Below are 19,910 nucleotides of genomic sequence, written 5' to 3'. Positions count from 1 at the left end.
AAAGTTTATCAAAGAGATTTATAATTTTTCCGATTCTCTATAATAGTAATTTGGAAAAAGAATATTATTAATAATAAGGACAGTTAAAAGACACGTCCAGGAGATTTTCCTTGGACTGAAAATGTAAATTAAGACCTAATAATATCATGTCCGTTAGTATCATTTGTGTAAAAGCTAGGGAAATATCTAACCTCATGTTAAAATTTACCGAATAATTAAGGTTTAAAGCCTCTCCTTTAAAGGATAAAAAAGAAAAAATTATTCTTTTAGTCAATCCTCTTCTTTTCAAGGAGAGGTAATTATTCATTATTCATTATTCATTATTCATTATTCATTGTTGAACCTCTTCCTTCTTACTTCTGCTATCAATAACCAACCACCTTAATAATCCTCTCCTTTGCCCCCAACTTCACCAACCGATTCCCCCTATCATCCTGTCCATAAACTTTAACAGAATCCACCATCATTCCACATACTTTTCCTTCAGTTGTTAACATCTGAGCTACTACATCCGACCTACTAACAACAATTCCTGCCAAAACATCAGTTTGTCTCGTAAACTGAAAAGCATTCTGACCAATACCACCACGATTAGCAACTCGCAACGAACCAATAGCAATACGCTTTCCATAACCCTGTTCAGAAACTAAAAATAAATTGCTTTCTCCATCCAAAGTCACACAACCTACCAACTCCTCTTGCTTTCTTAATCTTGTTGCTTGAGACCCCTGTGCAGTACGTCCCATTAAAGGTAACTGTTCCTCATCTATTTCTAATCTTAATAATCTCCCCCCAGAAGTTGCCAAAACTACTTGTTCCCCTACCTGAGCTAAATTAGCATAACGTAATTCATCCTCTTCCTTTAGTTTAATTACTGTTATACCGCGATTTGTAATATCACTTAAATCAGACAAAGGTAAACGCTTAATTTTACCATTTTGAGTCAACATGATTAAATCCTTATTTTCTTCAGCTTCCTGTAAAACAAATTGAGCAATAATAAACTCCTGACGAGCATCCGTCATTTCTTTAGTTGCTGACGGTGATAATAATGTTACTAAAGGTACACCCTTATATTCATGTCGTGTTGTCGAACGATTAGAACCAGAAGGAATATCATTTACTTTCAGAGGATAAGCTTTACCACTACGAGTCAATACCACTAAAGTTTGGTCTGTAGTTGCCTCAATAATATTAATAGTAAAATCATCATTATTTTCAATAATAATATTAGATTTTTTATCAATTTGATGCTTCTCAAATTCTTTAGCAAGTAATCGTCTTACATATCCTCGGTGAGTAAATTCTATAACAACCTCTTCAGTCGGTGGTGGAGCAGCTTCCAAAGTCAAAAATTGTGATTCAACAGCTGTACCTTTTGATTTTCTACCTCTACCTTTAGCTTCCTTATTTGTTTCTTGACTACCAATTTCTACATTACTTTTCTGTTGAGAAACAGAAGCATTTGATTCCGCTTGAACAATAATTCTAGTACGTCTAGGATCGCCATACTTGCGTTTTAGAGTCCGTAATTCTTTTTTCAGCGATCTTAGAAGTAAACGGCGATCGCTCAATAAACCCTGTAACTCTTGTATTTTCCCCCTAAGTTGCTCATATTCCTCCTCCAATTTTTGTCTTTCCAAACCAGTCAGTCTGCGCATTGGCATTGCCAGAATAGCATCAGCTTGATTTTCGCTTAAACCCAAACTTTCTTGAAAACTAACCTTAGCACTACTACCATCAGGAGCATTTCTGAGAATATCAATCGTAGTATCCAAATCTGTTAAAGCTTTGAGCAAACCCTCAACTATATGACACCTACCTTGAGCTATTTCCAAATCATTGCTGTAGCGACGAGTTAAAGTTTGTTCCCTAAAACTAATAAACTCCTGTAAAAAATCTCGTAGAGATAACTGTCGTGGTTGCGCATCAACCAAAGCCAACATAATAGCACCAAACTTTGAAAGTAAATCAGTATGCTGATAGAGGTGGTGAAGTACAACACTAGGATCAGCTTCACGTTTTAGCTCAATTACAACCCTAATACCAGAGCGATCGCTTTCATCTCGCAAATCAGAAATACCCTCTATTTTACCCGCATTAACCAAATCTGCAGTTTTTTCAATCCAACCCGCCTTATTAACCTGGTAAGGCAACTCTGTCACCACAATAGCCCTTTTTGTGCGACGCCCACGAGCTGTAGGAACTTCCTCAATAGTGGCCACTCCCCTGATAGGAATACTACCTCTACCTTTAGTATAAGCATCAATAATTCCGTCAGTACTAACAATTTCCCCACCAGTAGGAAAATCAGGCCCAGGAATCAATCGAAATAACTTTTCATCAGAAAGATTAGGATTATCAATTAAAGCAATAAGGCCATCTACTACTTCTCCCAAATTATGTGGCGGAACATTAGTCGCCATTCCCACTGCAATACCAGAAGAGCCATTAAGTAATAAAAAAGGTAATTGTGCCGGTAATACAGTAGGTTCTTGCTGAGAACCATCAAAGTTGTTGGTATAGTCAACTATAGCTTCACCAATTTGGGTAAGTAAACCTTCATTACTAATAGATGCCAAACGACTTTCTGTATAGCGCATAGCAGCAGCAGGGTCATTATCGATAGAGCCAAAGTTACCATGTCCATCTATTAATGGATAACGACTGGAAAAGTCTTGAATCATCCGTACCATGGCATCATAAACAGCTTGGTCGCCGTGAGGATGATATTTTCCCAGAACATCTCCGACTACCCTGGCACATTTACGAAATGGTCTGTCTGGGGCGAGACCAAGTTCATGCATAGCATATAGAATTCGACGATGCACTGGCTTTTGTCCATCTCTGACATCTGGCAAAGCTCTACCAATAATCACACTCATGGCGTATTCAAGATATGATTGCTGCATTTCGATGTGCAGCGCTGCAGTAACGACTTGTCCGGAGAGTAGATTTAATTGTTTGGCCATGAGTTGCTATTTAGATTACTATTTATAAAAAATGACAAAGCACAATTGAGAGGCTAAGTCCAAATATTATGACAATTTAAGATTTTCAGCATGAAATACCTAAATTTTCTCAAAAGTAACAAGTGTTACCCAATTTAATATGCGCATCAGTTTACTAATTGGAGTGTATTGAAGAATGTTTTGTTCTAATTAAGGCAAAGTAAATTTAATATTTTTACAGATCCTGACAGTAGTAACTTTTTTCTCTATTTTTTTTAATGTACACAAGATTTTTTGGAGATCGTAGCTAACACACCTCAAATCTTTTGACCATAGTTGATGATAGGAATAATTATTTATATTTGATTGAGCACAAACTTAGGTTAAAGCTTAAAATATTACCTACTTAGCCAACTAATACTTTGAAAGCTATGCAGATCGAAAATATCTGCTATGTCACTTTAGGTAGTCGTACAACTACATGAGGGTAAAGTATGTTAACCTCTATTATGCTGAAGGAATTGAAATCTTACCTCGATAAGTATGTATGATTATTGATGTTTTAGATTCCTGCATTGGAGCTGCTAAAAGTAGTATTTCTAGATTACTTTCGTGATCATCATAGCAGTCAGAAGAAAATAAGCTCTTAATCTTTATACAAATAAGATTGGACTATTAAGCTTCTTCCTGGTTAGGTAGACGTCCAAAAACTCATAGATAACCATTAGAAAAATTTAAAACAATAGCTATTTAGTTAGTTTAGTAAGTGATTATGGAATTTTTAATTGATTAAACTGAAACTAGTTAAACTAAGTTGGCTTTCCCTATCTATAAAAAAATTTAGTCTAAACTTTATAATGGGGTTTTTACATTTACGAGTATTTAGTGGGAGGCCTATATGAAAACTGTTTTGATTGTAGAAGACGATCAAGTTAATGCTAGAGTTTTTTCCAAGATTTTGACCAAAAGAGGTGGTTTAGCTGTTAAGCACACAGAAGATGTGGAAGAAGTAGTAAAAATGGCTAACTCAGGAGAAGCAGACTTGATTTTGATGGATGTTTCTCTAGCTCGTAGTGTTTACCAGGGTAAATCTGTTGATGGGATTAAAATTACTCAAATTCTTAAAGCTGACCCTAAAACGGATAAAATACCAATCATATTAGTGACAGCTCATGCTATGGCAGGTGATCGAGAATCTTTTTTGAAGCAAAGTGGTGCGGATAGTTATATTTCTAAACCAGTAGTGGATCATCAAGAATTTGTCAGTCAGATTAAGTCATTATTACCCCCTGATTAATTATTAAAAAATGACCACAAACTTTTCTAGAATATAACTTTAAAGATCAGAAAAGATCAGAATCCTGCTCCAATTTTTACACTTTTGGAGCGGGATATATTAATTTATCTACATTACCGCTCCTGATTTATTGACTTCTATGCCTAAAATATTATCTAATGAGAACTAGCGATCGCTGAGAACTTCGCCATAAGAAAAACCTGGTGCTGCTAGAACAAATACTGTACTAGGAAGATTAGACGTTTTGGACTGTAAATCCTCATAATACTTAGTAAAATTCTCCCCAGGAGTCCGAATTCCCAGAAAAATCAAGTCAGCATTTTGAGAAGACTCATGCAAAATATCATAGAAAGGACGACCATTAGAAACCAAAATTTGAGATTTGGCGCTAATTCGTAAATCTCGAATCACACGATCAACATTTGCCTGAGTCGGTTGAATAGCTGCTTGCTCCGGTACTACCAATTTCAAATAAATTTCCGCATTCCGCCAATCCATATCTGTGCGCAGCAAATATGCTAGAAGTAACATTAAGCCACCATTATTTTGTAAACCACCCCACCACACATCAATTCGACGATGTTGACCAAAACCACGATCGCTGTCTTCTTGAAAAATCACTACATTTTTCTTAGCCTTATGAATATGACTAATCAACTGACAGTAGCGATCGCGCCTTGAAGGTTCCTGACTATCTCCAAGTACAACAGTATTTGGCGTAAGTGGCCCAATGCCATAAGTTTCCACCAAGAGTTTAGCACCATCAAAAAAATCTGTAGCAGTGACTACTCGCACCAGAGCTTGTACCCCTCGCTTGTCCAAATACTCACGAATTGTATCTTGCATATCACTTTGCTGCGAGACATCGCGAGACGCACTAGGCAAAACACTACAGACCGTAATCATACCTCGATTATGAGTTAGGTCATCTGCAAATTGAATCAACAACCAACGTTTTTTTGGTATCCCAGACAAGACTAAAATATGTGGCCGCCAATTTTTAGTATCTTCTTCACCTATTTGAAGAATTCCTTCACGCACCAACGCCATCCATATTCCGCGTCTGGCATCTCCCCAAGTTGTCTCTAACTCCCGTCGCTGTAGCCAGATAAATATTGCCAGCACAATCAAAGCAGCAATAACTGTAGCCACAGCATTAATCAAAAACATCACTGCCAGACAACCAAATGCTCCCAACATTGATAATGACCAATGGACTTTAAATGTAGGACGGAAAGAGGGGCTTTGCAAAAAGCCTTCTATACCTGCTGAAACATTTAAAACCATATAGGTTGTCAAAAAAAACATTGTCAGCACCGGGGCAATAATATTCAGGTCACCAATACAAACCGTGGCAGTAGCAACAAATAAAGTTACCGCTGTACCAATCCTGGGTTCATCATTTTGCCCATGGCCATTACCGAGAAAAGACAACCAACTAGGTAAAACTCCATCTCTTGCTAAAGCTTGTAAAACCCTTGGTGCTCCCAGAATACTACCAATGGCGCTGGAAAGAGTTGCCCCCCAAACCCCTAACAAAATTGCTGGCCCCCAAAGAGCCATTTCTTTCATCACCAGAGGTTGTTCAATTAAAGTAGTAGCATCCGCCCGCATAGCCAGGATAATTGGTAGTACCATATATACTAAATACCCTGTACCAACAGCTGCCAAAGTACCTACAGGAATTGAACGGCTAGGTTCTCGCAAGTCTCCAGACATACTCACCCCTGCCATAATACCTGTTACGGCTGGAAAGAAGACCGCAAAAACTGTCCAAAATGATTCTGATACTCTCTCTGAAGCTCCCAAAATTTCTATGTTTGTTGTTTCTAGTGGATGTCCGAATGCAAATGAAAGTAGAGATAGAATTATCGCGACCATAATAAAATACTGGGCCTTAATAGCAATCTCTGCCGAAGTTATGGCTAAGACTGCCACTGCTATAGTTGTAGCTAGAGCTACATATAGTTGGTTAAGACCACCAAAGGCATCTACTAGGCTTTCTGCAAAACCAATAGTATAAAGAGCTACTGATAGAGCTTGGGCAAAGTATAGTGGTATTCCCACTGCACCGCCTGTTTCAATACCTAAAGACCGACTAATCATATAGTAGGCACCTCCTCCTTTGACTATTCTGTCTGTAGCGATCGCGCTGACTGACAAAGAAGTTAGAAAGGTAATTGCTGTGGACAAAGTGACAATAAGCAAAGTCCCCAATAAACCAACATTACCTACTACCCACCCAAAACGGAGGTACATAATTACACCCAAAATTGTCAAAATTGAGGGAGTATAGACACCACCAAATGTTCCTAAACCTATTTCATTAGTATTGTCAGAAGCAGTTTTTGGAGTTGATTGTGTTTCTTCTGATGGTTTTTTAAATAGCTTCATACATACAAAATTTTAATATTTAAATTTCTCATTGAAGTTATCTATCATTTAATTAAATATCTATCATTGCTTTATGTCTTAGCTTTCAAGTCTTAGATTTTAGATAGTGTTTCAACTCAAACATTTTGGATACCAATAAATAATAGGGATTTTTAAAGCTGATGTTCTTTTTTCTTGATTAATTTAATTTCTAAAGTCAAAAAAACTCCCGACCATTACCTTGTAAAGCAAAGATGTTTTATACCAACTTTATAAATCTTTGCTACAAATAGCTAGGTTATTTCTTAGGAGTCAGGAGTCAGAATGAATAACTTCAATACCATTTATTAGTTCGTAAGTTATCTTTTTAGTCAAAGGGACATTTCCTGTAAAGTCTTTTGATTGCCCTGATTATTTGTAACATTATTTTTTGAAAATGGTATTAGATATAACAACCATATTGCTTAGAACATAGACTGATTATGAATCGAATAAAGTCCACTTTTTTTCCCACTACTAGCTATTGCCTGCTATATGACCAAAAAAATCAGGTCTCAAGTCTCCAGTGTGAAACTATCCCTAATTATTCGGTAATGGATAGCCTATTATATAGAATCCGGTTATTTATATAGTATATGTTTATAACTATACTTCAAGCCTTCAATCTTCTCCTACTCCTCTACTGCCCTACTGCCCTACTCCCCCCAAATATATAATAAGTGTTCAACTGGATTTGATATTAAAGGGGATAAAAAGGAAAATTCTGCATATTCAAAGTTTCCCTATTTCAGGAGGTATTGATAACTCATAACTCATAACTCATAACTGATTTGACCTCAAACCTCTGATTTCAAGTAAGTAGAAATGCCAACTTCCCGCCTGTTAATATTGATTCTAGGTCTAAGCCTAATTTTATTGCTCATAATTTGGCTGATTGGTTCTTTATCATGGCTATATAGTCAAGTTTCATGGTCCGCCCCCCCATTTGTGGCCAACCTATTACTATTACTATTAATTTTCCTCATTGGAATAGTCATTTTTGCTTTCATATATTATTTGAGACTATATACCATTCAAAAAAATCAACGGCGACGAGGTTCAAAAGCTAAAGTTAAGATTCCGGTTGTGAAATCTGAGGTAGCTTCTGAATCTCTCAAGGCTGTGAGACAACAGGCTATACTGATTCAAGATGAGGTGGCTCGACAAGCGTTATTAGAACGTTCACAAGAAATAGAAGCTAGTCTAGCACGAGGTGATGTAAAAGTAGTTGTTTTTGGTACAGGTTCTGCTGGTAAGACTTCTGTTGTTAATGCTCTAATGGGTCAGATGGTGGGTAGGGTAGAAGCACCTATGGGGTCAACCAAAGTAGGAGAAACCTATCATTTAAAAATGCCAGGATTGGAAAAAGAAATTTTGATTACTGATACTCCAGGAATTTTAGAAGCGGGAGTAGCAGGTACGGAAAGGGGTCAACTGGCAAGGGTTTTGGCGACAGAGGCTAATTTACTATTATTTGTGGTTGATAATGATTTACAGAAGTCCGAATATGCTGCTTTTAACGCTTTGGCGGACATTGGTAAGCGATCGCTTGTGGTCTTTAATAAAATAGACCTCTACACTGAAGAGGACCGAGAAGCAATTATTGTTAAGCTCAGGGAAAGGTTAGTAGGGTTTAGCAAAATGGATATTGTGGCGATCGGTGCTCATCCTCATTCTGTTAAGCTTGAGACGGGAGAAATATATCAGCCAGAACCTGATATTATGGCTTTAATCGGACGTATGGCTGCTATTTTGCGGGCTGAGGGAGAAGATTTAATTGCTGATAATATTTTGCTCAAATCTCAACGGTTAGGGGAAGAAGCAAGATGTTTAATTGATGCTCAAAGACGACGACAAGCAGAGAAGGTTGTAGAAAGGTTTCAGTGGATAGGAGCAGGAGTTATTGCTGTTACGCCTTTGCCTGTAGTAGATGTTTTGGCCACAGCAGCAGTTAATGCTCAAATGGTAATAGAAATTGGCAAAGTTTATGGTTGTGAATTGAATTTTGAAAGAGGGCAAGAGTTAGCAATGTCTTTGGCTAAAACACTTGCTAGTTTAGGTATTGTTGAAGGGGCGATTAAATTAATTTCTACAGCTTTACAATTAACTATAGCAACTTTTTTAATTGGGAAGGCAATTCAAGGAGTAAGTGCAGCTTATTTAACTAGAATTGCTGGGAAGAGTTTTATTGAATATTTTAGTCATAATCAAGATTGGGGAGATGGTGGCATTACAGAGGTAGTACAAACACAATTTCAATTAACAAGAAAAGATGAATTTGTTAAGTTGTTTATTCAAGATGCGTTGGCTAAAGTTGTAGAACCTTTGACTAATATTTATTCCCAGAATGAAGAAGTTGAAATGGAAAAAGAATCTGATGAGGAAGATGAAATAAATTATCGACCTCCGGGGATGATAAAGCAGGATAATACTATTAATGATTGGGATACAGAAAGTAGAGTCAAATGGGAAGATTGGTAACAGTTAAAGACTCTTCAAGAAGGAAGAAGGAATCAGGAAGAAGGGATTTAGGACTGACCTTGTTGGAAAAATTCCATGGGGGTAGTCAACGACCTACCTACTACCTGTCTTATAACCCCAAGCAATTGTCAACAGCGTGTAGACTGTCGGATATTATACCCTTTATCGGTAAGGATAAATCAAGAGAAGTATAGATTGATTAAAGTACTAAATTAAGGAGTTTTCAATTCGTTAGATTTTGTAGAGTGTTTACATAATTGATAAAAGTCGATCATTCAGGGTCATTGAACCTCTACTCCCTATTGCCCCAGAATTTTGTACCTCCAAGACTAGAAAACTGCTGTAGTTATATAAAATACAAAAAATCGTGCTACTCCCCCACTCCCTCACTCCCTACTGCCCCAGAATTTTGTACCTCCAAGATAGGAAACCGAGCTTCTAATGAAACTCGGTTCTGAACTAATATTTGATTGGGCACGACCGCTATCAGCTATAAATCTAATAACCTTTTTCCATGAATAACCGCAGCAACAATTACTATATTACCTTTAACTTGATAAAGGACTCGATAACTGTAAGCATAATCTTGTCGGTAACTTTCATCCCCAAACTCTTTGACTACTTCTCCTTGTAAAGGATTATGAATCAAATTTTTGGTGACATTAATTATCCTATGGACTACTGCTGCAGTATAAGAAACAGAGTCACGTGCTATGTAGGAAGCAATCGCGTCCACATCATCTATAGCTTTAGAAGACCAAACTACTTTATAACCCATTTACTCAAAAGCCCTTCAGCTTCTTCTTGTGTAATTTTTCTTTCTTTATCAGCTACTTCTAAACCATGAAGAACTTTTTCAATTACATATAAATGATATTGAACATCTTCAAGGGAGCAATTATCTGGCAATTTACTTAATAGAGATTCTACTTTTTTCTTAGCAGTATTCATAAAGTTCATATTATTAAGTCACTGTTCCTAGCTGTACGTGAGCCATTGGACAGCGACATCTGGTGCTTTGCATTTTTGCGCTTTCCCAGCAGAAAAAAGCGAAAAACACATCCCCTCTTAGAAGAACCTTTAAGATATTAATCATTTTTATCTCTAATTTTATTATTTTGAAACCTTTTGGTCTCATATAGTTCCTTTAAATTAGATGCTTTCATGTTCTAGCGCCTTTCGCAAACAAAATATGTCAGATTATCGCCGACCTTGGCTCTAAATATAAGGAAGGTAATATACCTATCAATAATATAACAATCTGATTTAACTTTTGAAAGAGAATACTATCACTTTGAGCTATCAGCTACCAGTATAATTACTTATAGCTAATAACATATTGGTCAATCATCTATGTTTATGATCCCTGCAAAGTATAACTTGATATAGACTTCTTAATCGTCTTCAAAGAAAAGTTTTACTTTCTATAGATAGACCTATCAAATGCAATTTGGCATAATTTAATGGTATAATTTGGGACTAATCATTATTGATTTATGGCCTTTCAGGAATTATTCAATTCAAAACTTTTAAATACTATCAAGAGCTTATCAAATAACAAGTCAAATAAATAAACCCCCTCTCAATTTATCAGAAAGCAGGTGTAAATACTTATGTGGAGATTAGTCGAAGTATATTTTTGATTTTTAATTACTTCCAGTTTTTTTATGTAGTAACCTAATTGGAATTGATGATAGTTGTGTCATGTAAGGTTCAACAATACTTGAAATCCTCCCGATGTTGCGCTTACGCGACAACGTGAAATTCCCACTCCATCACTGATAGGGACTTTCTGCTGCCTCTTGACAGAGGAGCTGCGCTTTTTCCTATCGGAATGCTCCGCAAACATGTCGCGAAGCGAAACATAGCACCTGTCTCCGAGGCCGAACCTCTTTTTGGTCTTACGGCTGCTCCACAGTACGTCACCAATCCGACACTCTCCTAGCCCAGCAACCTTAATTTAAGTGCTATATCACAGGCTTTGGAAAAACCAATCAATGTTCGGTTTTCCCATGTGACGCTACCTTGCCAGGAGAGCATGAGTCTTCAACCAAGGTTGAGATCAAAGTCTAGAAATTTTCATAGTTAGCGATCGCCCCAGTCATCTTCTCAATTACCTCTGGCACAGTTATAGAACCTAATTCCCCAGCAGCACGAGTCCTAATACTCAAACTATTTAACTCGACTTCCTTAGCTCCAACTACAGCCATTACAGGAATTTTGGCCTTCTCAGCATTTCTAATCAACTTACCCAAACGTTCATTACTAATATCCACCTCAGCACGAATACCTACTTTACGCATCTGAGCAGTAACCTCTTGAGCAAAGGGCAAAAATTCAGAATTAACAGGCAAAAGTTTAGTTTGGGTAGGAGCTAACCACAAAGGAAAATCTCCAGCATATTCCTCAATTAAAATTCCAATTAACCTTTCCAAGGAACCAAAAGGTGCGCGATGGATCATAACTGGGCGTTTTCTAGTCCCATCTTCTGCCACATATTCCAAATCAAACCTTTCGGGCAAATTGTAATCTACCTGTACAGTGCCTAACTGCCATTCTCGCTCCAAAGCATCCTGGAAAATAAAATCTAACTTTGGACCATAGAATGCCGCTTCACCAATACCCTCAAAATGATCCATACCCATTTTTTCCACAGCTCCACGGATTGCACCTTCAGCTTTTTCCCAAGCCTCATCAGAACCAATGTACTTATCTGAGTCAGGGTCACGGAAACTTAATCTAGCCTTAAAATTATTTAGTTGTAGATTTTTAAACACAAATAGAGTTAAGTCTACCACACTAAGAAACTCGGCTTCAAGTTGTTCGGGTGTCACAAACAAATGAGAATCATCTTGAGTGAAACCTCGGACTCGGGTTAAACCACCTAATTCCCCAGACTTTTCATGGCGGTAAACAGTGCCAAACTCGGCAAGTCGTATTGGTAACTCCCGATAAGAACGTAAGTCCTGTTTATAAATTTGGATATGGAATGGACAGTTCATTGGTTTTAAAACAAAACCCTGTTCCTGAGCTTCTGATTCCTCATCCTCAGCCATCATCGGGAACATATCCTCTTTATACTTTTGCCAATGTCCGGAAGTTTTGAATAAATCTACTCTGGCAATATGGGGAGTATCTACAGGTAAATAACCCCGTTTGAGTTGTTCTTGTTGGAGAAAGTCTTTCAGTGAATTCTTTAACATTGTACCCTTCGGAGTCCAAAGAGGTAATCCCGGTCCAACAAGGTCGGAAAAAATAAATAGTCCTAATTCTTTACCTAGTTTACGATGGTTTCTTTTGAGAGCTTCTTCTTTACGTCTTTTATATTCGGCCAGTTGTTCTGGAGTTTCCCAAGCAGTACCATAGATACGTTGTAATTGGGCTTTGGTTTCATCTCCGCGCCAATAAGCACCAGCAACAGTTTCTAAATCAATTGCTTTGGGATTAAGTTGCTTTGTACTTTCAATGTGAGGGCCAGCACATAAATCCCACCATTGTTCGCCAAGATGATAAATGGTAATTGGGTCTTCTAAGTCTTGGAGGATTTCTAATTTATATGGTTCTTTAATTTGTTCAATTCGACGTTTGGCTTCTTCGCGACTGACTTCTTCTCTAATTACGGGTAAATCCCGTTTAATGATTTTGACCATCTCTTTTTTGATGGCTTTTAAATCTGCTTCTGTAAATGGTTCTGGGGTATCAAAGTCATAGTAAAAGCCATTTTCGATCCAAGGACCAATTGTTACTTGTGCCTTGGGAAACAGCTTTTGTACTGCCATGGCCATGACATGGGATGTGGTATGGCGAATTTTTTTGAGGGTTTCTGACTCGCTGGTGCGAGGTAAATGGATTTTTTCTGGTTGTTCTGGGGAAGGATTAGATTCTGGCCTAGACATTGGCTGTTTATTCTTGGTTTTTTTTATATTTGCACAGGAAAAGAGGAAGACTCTATTCTAGTTTAGTTAATCATCAATTTAGGAATTTTTGCGACTTTAACGCTACATATATAAAATGTTATAGTTTTTGATTACTACATCTAGCGTTTTGTTCTAAATTTTGATTCACAGCAAAGGAGGAAGACTCTATTCTAGTTTAGTTAATCATCCATTTAGGGATTTTTGCGACTTTAACGCTACATATATAAAACGTTATAGTTTTTGATTACTATATCTAGTGTTTTTTTCTCAATCCTGATTCACAGGAGAAGAGGAAGACTTAACTTAAGTTTAGTTAATCATCAATTTAGGAATTTTTGCGACTTTAACGCTACATATATAAAACGTTATAGTTTTTGATTACTACATCTAGCGTTTTTTTCTAAATTTTGATTCACAGCAAAGGAGGAAGACTCTATTCTAGTTTAGTTAATCATTCATTTAGGGATTTTTGCGACTTTAACGCTACATATATAAAACGTTATAGTTTTTGACTACTATATACCATTATATTAATTATATTACGGATAGTGTTTTGCTTAAATTCTATTTACAATAGATATCTTCAAAAAAGAGGGAGTAGGGAATAGGCAGAAATAATCAATAATTTCTGTAGGGTAATTAATTTTATTTTTTATTATTGGAGATGTCTAATGAATCAGTCTCTTGTCTTGCTTTTGCTAACCAATTATCATATTTTTATTGATTATTTTGTACCCATTCTTGAGCATGAAGCGGAATATCTTCTGGTTTGTCTTCACCCTCTTTAATAAGTAAACTTTCCTCACTCATATCGGCAACTAGAATTTCTACTAATTCAAACCATCGTTTAGCAACTGGATTATTTTTTAAGAATTTTTTATTAATTAGCTACTATACGCTGTTACATTATCTGAAAGCCCAAATTTTTTCCATCTAGAGATGTATCTTTTTCACTCAAATTTCCCATAGATTTTGGTAAGGAGGTGAAAGGAACTTCTAACCAAACTACATCTTTATTTTGTTTTAATTTTGTAGATATCCAATGAGGTTCGTAAGCATAATAAATAATTGGTTTTCCTTGCTTATAATGAGTCATTGCATCTCCTAAGAGAATTTCATATTGTCCTTGATTATTTTCTACAGTATCCTCTAATTCATAAGCTTGAAGATGATGCTCGATCACTAATTCACAAGACCAACCAGGATTACAACCTACTAAATTTGCTTTACCATCTCCATCAGAATCAAAAAGTTTGGCTATTTCTGGATTTTGTAATTGTTCAATGTTAGTAATATTATATTTATCGGCTGTTTTTTTATCAATTTGATATCCTTGGATGTCATTGGGAGTTAAATTTCCAACTCCTTCTAATTTTTCTTTTCCACCAGCATTTTTAAAGAATTCATTGTGTTGTGGTTGATAGTAAACAGTGCTATATTCTAAATCTCCATTGGCAAGAGAAATATAGATTGACGGATAATCAATTTATTAGAGTTGTCGCTAAATAGAGGGAAAAAATCGCTCCAACCTAGACAGAGCAATAATTTCAAGGCCTTTTTAGCCACCAATAGCTACAATCCTTATATAACAAGGTTTTTGGGGGTTTTTGAAGTTATAAAGCGACAAGTCTATTTTGTTTTTTTCAACTTTATAGCCGAGTTTTTCTAAGCCTATATTCACTACTTCAGTTTGAAATAATTCTTGTATCCAGGTACTATTGGCACTACGAATAGTAACTATTCCAGGAGGAGTTTTTTGACAGGAAGTGAAAACTATTAATAAGCTTGTTAATATGCTTCCTACTTTTTTCAGGATTTTAAAATTAATTTAATTCCTGATTTTTTGCTCTGATTTATACTTATTTATGAATTAGCTGAAACCTAAAAATGTGAAAAGTAGTATCAGCTTTTTTATAAAATTTAAAACCAATTTTATTATTAAAAAATCAGCAATTTTTTTATGCTGAATTAGCAGCTTTTCTCGCTTTTTCTAACCAAATATCATATTTTTGCTGATTATTTTTTATCCACTCCTGAGCATGACGGAGAATATCTTCTGGTTTGTCTTCACCCTCTTTAATAAGTAAACTTTCAACATTCATATCTGCTACTGGAATTTGTACTAATTCAAACCATCGTTGAGCAACTGGGTTGTCTTCTAGGAATTTTTTATTAGCCACAATATGCTGTTGCAGTAAGGGAAAACCTAGATTTTTTCCATCTAGAGATGTATCTTTTTCAGTCAAATTTCCTATAGATTGCTGTTTTTTTATAAATTTGATATCCACTTCTTCCGTTAGGAGTTAAAATTCCAACTCCTTCTAATTTTTCTTCACCACCAGCATTTTAAAAGAATTTTTCGTGTCCTGGTAAGTAATAAATAACACTATATTCTAAGTCTCCATTACCCATAGAAATATAAAGTGCTGGGTAATCAATTTCCTTTGGCTTTTCTACTTTATAGCCGAGTTTTTCTAGAGCTAGATTAACAATATTAGTTTATAATCACTCTTTTTTTTTACTTTTATAGCGGTTTTCACAAAGATAGACTACAGTAAAAATTATAGATATGCACCAAGCAGGTGAAAATTGTATAAATCGTTGTATTCTAGATTAATGAAAACCGCTGAAAAATCCTTTTAGTTAAGATTTTGTAGTGATGAAATATCCCCTGATTGGCTATTAAAAATTATTTATCCATACTTTAATTAGCTGCTTGCTTTGCTGTTTCTAGCCAATTATCATATTTTTGTTGATTATTTTTTATCCATTCTTGACCATGGCGCAAAATATCTTCTGGTTTGTCCTCTCCCTCTTTGATACGTAAACTTTCAACATTCATATCCACAATTGGAATTTCAACTAACTCAAACCATCTTTTGGCAACTGGGTTGACTTCTAAAAATTTTTGATTCGCTACTATACGCTGTTGAAGCAGGGGAAAGCCAAGATTTTTTCCATCTAGAGATGTATCTTTTTCGCTTAAATTTTCCATAGATGACGGTAAGGAAGTGAAAGGTACTTCTAGTGAAACTACATTTTCATTTGGTTTTAAAACTGTCGATATCCAATGAGGTTCGTAAGCATAATAAAGAATTGGTTTTCCTTCCTGATAACGAGTCATTGCATCTGCCAAGAGAATTTCATATTGTCCTTGATTATGTTCTACAGTATTTTCTAATTCATAAGCTTTAAGATGATGATTGATAATTAATTCACAAGACCAACCAGGATTACAACCAACTAAATTTGCTTTGCCATCTCCATCGGAATCAAAAAGTTTGGCTATTTCTGGATTTTTTAATTGTTGAAGGTTAGTAATGTTATATTTATCGGCTGTTTTTTTGTCTATTTCATATCTTTGTATTCCATCAGGAGTTAATTTTCCAACTTTCTCTAACTTTTCTTCACCACCAGCATTTTCAAAGAATTCATTGTGTTGTGGTTCATAGTAAACAGTGCTATATTCTAAATCTCCATTGGCAAGAGAAATATAAATTGCTGGATATTCAATTTGTTTTGGTCTTTCAATTTTATAGCCGAGTTTTTCTAAACCTATATTCACTACTTCGGTTTGAAATAATTCTTGTATCCAGCTACTATTAGCACTCCGAATAGTAACTGTTTCAGAATCAGGAACTTGTTGGCAGGAAGTAAAAATTACTAATAAGCTGGTGAGAATTGTTCCTAGAATAGTTTTGAGATATTTTTGTTTCATTGTGGTTTGATGGAAAATTTTTTCATCAATAGTATTTTACTACTCTCAGCACTAAAGATTTATAGAAATTTGAGAATAGGCAAAAGGCAATATATTTTGATTCAAATGGCAAATTTTGAATTAAAAAGGCTCTACTAATTTCCTCGACCAAAAAGCACTTATCAGACCAGTTTTAAGTTTATTAAAAAAATATAAATTGGTGGTTATTGGAGACAGTGAAATTCACGGTGTCGAATTATCTTACTGGCTAAAAATTAGAGCTATAACTCAAAAAATTCATTTCATCTTCGGACAAAAACAAGATACTAACTATAGAAAACCCCGTCAAAAATACCATCCATTGAGTAATTTACCTGTATCTCCAGGAACCAAAATATTTTTAAGTAACATCAATATTACTCAGAACAAAGGATTGGGATCTTTTAATTTAGTTGCTTATTGGAAACGAAAATATAAAAACAAGATGGAAAAGGAGCCTTGGTACTTGTTGACAAATCTTGAAAGTTTAGATTAAGTTCTCAAATTTTATCGGTCGATAATGGGTATTGAAGCTATGTTTAAAGATTGTAAAACAGGGGGATATAATCTAGAAGGAAGTAGAGCTAATACACAACGTATTACCAATCTCATTTTACTAGTTGCAATTGCTTATAATGCTTAATGTTACCATGGTAATTGTCTCAAAAAGTCAGGAGGTCAAAGATATATTTTTAGACTAAAAGAACCAGGGCGAAAAGATAGAATACATAGCAATTCTTGGGTAGGTATGTATGGTGATTTGTGGGTCATAGCTGGGGAATATTTAGTTGAAATTGTCACAGATATGATGAATTTTAATTCTCAGAAAAAGTCTGATGACCAAAGGGGATTAAAAGCTCTGTCAATGTTAAATCATATTTAATTATTTACCCGAAACGTCTGACTATTCATCTGATTATTAAAAATTTTTTAATTGACTTACATAAATGTTTTGAGAGTAATTTACTTGAACAATAAATCAACGCAGTGTGGTGGTATGGGTGAGCGAAGTTCACCCACACTCTCACTAATAATAATTATCATTCTCACAAAACCAGTCAATTTTTCACCCTTGCTTATATCCTTTAAACCCTTATCCCACAATAGCTTTGAGGTGCTTGTCACCCCGTGATACAGAAAGCTTATGAAGATTTTTCCTACTTAACTTGCTTATTTTCTTGCTACCTCCAACCAATTATCATATTCTTGTTGATGATTTTTTACCCACTCTTGAGCATGACGCTGAATATCTTCTGGTTGGTCTTCTCCCTCTTTAATACGTAAACTTTCAGTATTCATATCTGCAACTGGAATTTTGACTAATTCAAACCATTTTTTGGCAACTGAGTTAGCTTCTAGGAATTTTTTATTAGCAACAATACCCTGATCGCCTTTAGGAAGGCCAAGATTTTTACCATCTACTGATGTATCTTTTTCACCCAGATTTCCCATAGATTCTGGTAAAGATGTGAAAGGAACTTCTAACCAAACTACATCTTTTCCTGGTTTTAAGACTGCAGATATCCAGTGAGGATTATAGGCATAATAAAGAATAGGTTCACCTTTTTGATAACGAGTAATAGCATCTGCTAATAAAATTGTATATTGGCCTCGATTATGTTCTACAGTATCTTCTAGTCCATAAGCTTTAAGGTGATGGTCTATGGCTAACTCACAACCCCAACCAGGATTACAACCAACTAAATTTGCCTTACCATCTTTATCTGAGTCAAAAACTTGAGAAATTTCTGGGTCTTTTAATTGTTGAAGGTTAGTAATTTTATATTTATCGGCGGTTTTTTTATCTATTTGATATCCTTGAATTCCATTAGGAGTTAAAATTCCCACTCCCTCTAATTTTTCTTCACCACCAGCATTTTCAAAGTATTTTTTGTGTCCTGGTTGGTAATAAACAACGCTATAGTCTAAGTCTCCATTACCTATAGAAATATAAAGTGCCGGATAATCAATTTCTTTTGGTTTTTCGACCTTGTAGCCTAATTTTTCTAAACCTATATTTACAACTTCGGTTTGAAATGATTCTTCTATCCAATTACTATGAGCACTCCGAATAGTTAAACTTTTATTATTTGGCGATGTTTGACAGGAAGTAAAGACTATTAATAAGTTGGTCAAGATTATTCCTAAAATAATTTTGAAGAATTTTTGTTTAAGTTTCATTTTTATTAGATTGGCAAATTTTACATTTATTGAATATTTATTTGATGATAATTTTTTCCTTGTATAATAGAGTAGGAGATTTACAGTCTAGAGAACATAATTTTAAATGAAATTTAAACTGTACTTATCTAGATATTTAGTCGGTTTGAGCTATTACCCTAGCTTAAATTAATCAGTTAATTTTGTAAATCTACTTTACTAATCATCTCTATGATTCTTTAAATTTAGGATATAATTAAAGTTTGCAGTGAAAATTTAAAAATTAAAATCATGGCCAAAAAATTACAGGTAGTCCTGAATCAAGATGTGAAAAATTTGGGAATATCAGGAGATGTGGTAGAAGTAGCTCCTGGTTATGCTCGTAACTATTTGATTCCTCAGAAAATTGCTTTTCGTACTACTCCAGGTATTCTTAAACAGGTAGAACGTCGTAGAGAACAAGAGCGACAAAGACAAATAGAATTGAAGCAAGCAGCAGAAGCTCAAAAGACGGCTTTGGAAACAGTTGGTCGCTTTAAAATTGCTAAACAAGTTGGTGAAAATGATGCGATTTTTGGTACTGTTACTGATAGAGAATTGGTGGATGTAATTAAGGAAAATACTGGTCAAGAAATTGATAGACGTGGCGTTACTTTGCCAGAAATTAGCAAGGTTGGATTCTACAAAGCTCAAATTAAACTTCATCCAGAGGTAACTGCTGAAGTAGAGATTCAAGTAGTGGGTAGTTAATTAAAGTCAAAAGTCAAAAGTCAAAAGTTAAAAAGAAATTAGGGTTTATGTAAATAAATGCTCTAGTGCCACACTAAATCTAGATTTTATGACTCGAAAATGCGTAAGTATCCTTTGATAGACAATCTTTGACTTTTGACTTTAGTCCAACTGTAATATTCAGCAATTGGATTGAGTATGGATTTTTCTAACAGAGTAATTTAAAC

14 protein-coding genes are annotated in these 19,910 nt (G+C 35.3%); 5 read left to right on the top strand and 9 right to left on the bottom strand.

Features of this window, described 5'->3' with window-relative positions; translation table 11 throughout:
• Nucleotides 1-365 precede the first annotated feature (365 nt).
• Nucleotides 366-2,972 carry a DNA topoisomerase (ATP-hydrolyzing) subunit A gene (locus F6K06_RS07035; RefSeq protein WP_287238799.1) on the bottom strand — a complete coding sequence of 869 codons (2,607 nt, stop codon included), beginning with the start codon at nt 2,970-2,972 and terminating at the stop codon, nt 366-368.
• An 877-nt stretch (nt 2,973-3,849) separates the two neighbouring features.
• On the opposite strand from F6K06_RS07035, the gene F6K06_RS07030 reads away from it, so the two are divergent.
• Complete coding sequence (locus F6K06_RS07030; RefSeq protein ID WP_124145042.1) at nt 3,850-4,248, top strand: response regulator; 399 nt, start codon at nt 3,850-3,852, stop codon at nt 4,246-4,248.
• A 165-nt stretch (nt 4,249-4,413) separates the two neighbouring features.
• Here the strand turns inward: F6K06_RS07030 and F6K06_RS07025 are convergent, their stop codons facing one another.
• Entirely contained in the window at nt 4,414-6,642 is a 2,229-nt protein-coding gene (locus F6K06_RS07025; RefSeq protein WP_287238795.1) for an amino acid permease, read from the bottom strand.
• Between the two features lie 843 nt (nt 6,643-7,485).
• Between F6K06_RS07025 and F6K06_RS07020 the strand changes: the two genes are divergently transcribed.
• The gene (locus F6K06_RS07020; protein WP_287238793.1) at nt 7,486-9,141 is read left to right on the top strand and encodes a YcjF family protein; all 1,656 of its coding nucleotides are present in this window, start codon (nt 7,486-7,488) and stop codon (nt 9,139-9,141) included.
• 490 nt (nt 9,142-9,631) lie between these two features.
• Here F6K06_RS07020 and F6K06_RS07015 read toward each other — a convergent pair whose 3' ends face one another.
• The 6 genes from F6K06_RS07015 to proX (F6K06_RS06990) all read right to left on the bottom strand — a co-directional run bounded on the left by F6K06_RS07015 (nt 9,632) and on the right by proX (F6K06_RS06990) (nt 16,776).
• The gene (locus F6K06_RS07015; protein WP_124145038.1) at nt 9,632-9,919 is read right to left on the bottom strand and encodes a type II toxin-antitoxin system RelE/ParE family toxin; all 288 of its coding nucleotides are present in this window, start codon (nt 9,917-9,919) and stop codon (nt 9,632-9,634) included.
• Nucleotides 9,904-10,092: a hypothetical protein gene (locus F6K06_RS07010; RefSeq protein ID WP_044136527.1), complete on the bottom strand. Its 189-nt coding sequence runs from the start codon at nt 10,090-10,092 to the stop codon at nt 9,904-9,906. The genes F6K06_RS07015 and F6K06_RS07010 overlap by 16 nt, the downstream gene beginning before the upstream one ends.
• Nucleotides 10,093-11,210: 1,118 nt before the next feature.
• Entirely contained in the window at nt 11,211-13,037 is a 1,827-nt protein-coding gene (thrS, locus tag F6K06_RS07005) for a threonine--tRNA ligase (protein WP_287238789.1), read from the bottom strand.
• A 922-nt stretch (nt 13,038-13,959) separates the two neighbouring features.
• Nucleotides 13,960-14,523: a glycine betaine/L-proline ABC transporter substrate-binding protein ProX gene (gene proX / locus F6K06_RS07000; RefSeq protein WP_240038956.1), complete on the bottom strand. Its 564-nt coding sequence runs from the start codon at nt 14,521-14,523 to the stop codon at nt 13,960-13,962.
• 493 nt (nt 14,524-15,016) lie between these two features.
• Entirely contained in the window at nt 15,017-15,304 is a 288-nt protein-coding gene (locus F6K06_RS06995; protein ID WP_240038955.1) for a glycine betaine ABC transporter substrate-binding protein, read from the bottom strand.
• 458 nt (nt 15,305-15,762) lie between these two features.
• The gene (gene proX, locus F6K06_RS06990) at nt 15,763-16,776 is read right to left on the bottom strand and encodes a glycine betaine/L-proline ABC transporter substrate-binding protein ProX (RefSeq protein WP_124145036.1); all 1,014 of its coding nucleotides are present in this window, start codon (nt 16,774-16,776) and stop codon (nt 15,763-15,765) included.
• Between the two features lie 199 nt (nt 16,777-16,975).
• Between proX (F6K06_RS06990) and F6K06_RS06985 the strand changes: the two genes are divergently transcribed.
• Both F6K06_RS06985 and F6K06_RS06980 read left to right on the top strand, forming a co-directional pair.
• Entirely contained in the window at nt 16,976-17,290 is a 315-nt protein-coding gene (locus F6K06_RS06985; protein WP_124145035.1) for a hypothetical protein, read from the top strand.
• A 252-nt stretch (nt 17,291-17,542) separates the two neighbouring features.
• The gene (locus F6K06_RS06980; RefSeq protein ID WP_275670375.1) at nt 17,543-17,677 is read left to right on the top strand and encodes a hypothetical protein; all 135 of its coding nucleotides are present in this window, start codon (nt 17,543-17,545) and stop codon (nt 17,675-17,677) included.
• 287 nt (nt 17,678-17,964) lie between these two features.
• On the opposite strand, the gene proX (F6K06_RS06975) is transcribed toward F6K06_RS06980, so the two are convergent.
• Entirely contained in the window at nt 17,965-18,975 is a 1,011-nt protein-coding gene (proX, locus tag F6K06_RS06975; RefSeq protein WP_287308807.1) for a glycine betaine/L-proline ABC transporter substrate-binding protein ProX, read from the bottom strand.
• Nucleotides 18,976-19,245: 270 nt separating this feature from the next.
• On the opposite strand from proX (F6K06_RS06975), the gene rplI reads away from it, so the two are divergent.
• On the top strand, nt 19,246-19,704 hold the full coding sequence (gene rplI, locus F6K06_RS06970) for a 50S ribosomal protein L9 (protein ID WP_124145033.1): 459 nt from the start codon (nt 19,246-19,248) through the stop codon (nt 19,702-19,704).
• Nucleotides 19,705-19,910 lie beyond the last annotated feature (206 nt).

Source organism: Okeania sp. SIO1H4, from assembly GCF_010672695.1.
Classification (GTDB): Bacteria; Cyanobacteriota; Cyanobacteriia; order Cyanobacteriales; family Microcoleaceae; genus Okeania; species Okeania hirsuta.
Note: the sequence above shows the minus strand (reverse complement) of the source record. Positions and strands in the feature narration are given on the sequence as shown.

Coding starts and splice junctions, on each gene's coding strand:
- proX (WP_124145036.1), bottom strand. CDS start 16,776: ATGAAACAAAAATATCTCAAAACTATTCTAGGAACAATTCTCACCAGC.
- F6K06_RS07020 (WP_287238793.1), top strand. CDS start 7,486: ATGCCAACTTCCCGCCTGTTAATATTGATTCTAGGTCTAAGCCTAATT.
- F6K06_RS07015 (WP_124145038.1), bottom strand. CDS start 9,919: ATGGGTTATAAAGTAGTTTGGTCTTCTAAAGCTATAGATGATGTGGAC.
- F6K06_RS07025 (WP_287238795.1), bottom strand. CDS start 6,642: ATGAAGCTATTTAAAAAACCATCAGAAGAAACACAATCAACTCCAAAA.
- F6K06_RS07010 (WP_044136527.1), bottom strand. CDS start 10,092: ATGAATACTGCTAAGAAAAAAGTAGAATCTCTATTAAGTAAATTGCCA.
- F6K06_RS07030 (WP_124145042.1), top strand. CDS start 3,850: ATGAAAACTGTTTTGATTGTAGAAGACGATCAAGTTAATGCTAGAGTT.
- F6K06_RS07035 (WP_287238799.1), bottom strand. CDS start 2,972: ATGGCCAAACAATTAAATCTACTCTCCGGACAAGTCGTTACTGCAGCG.
- rplI (WP_124145033.1), top strand. CDS start 19,246: ATGGCCAAAAAATTACAGGTAGTCCTGAATCAAGATGTGAAAAATTTG.
- F6K06_RS06980 (WP_275670375.1), top strand. CDS start 17,543: ATGTATGGTGATTTGTGGGTCATAGCTGGGGAATATTTAGTTGAAATT.
- proX (WP_287308807.1), bottom strand. CDS start 18,975: ATGAAACTTAAACAAAAATTCTTCAAAATTATTTTAGGAATAATCTTG.
- thrS (WP_287238789.1), bottom strand. CDS start 13,037: ATGTCTAGGCCAGAATCTAATCCTTCCCCAGAACAACCAGAAAAAATC.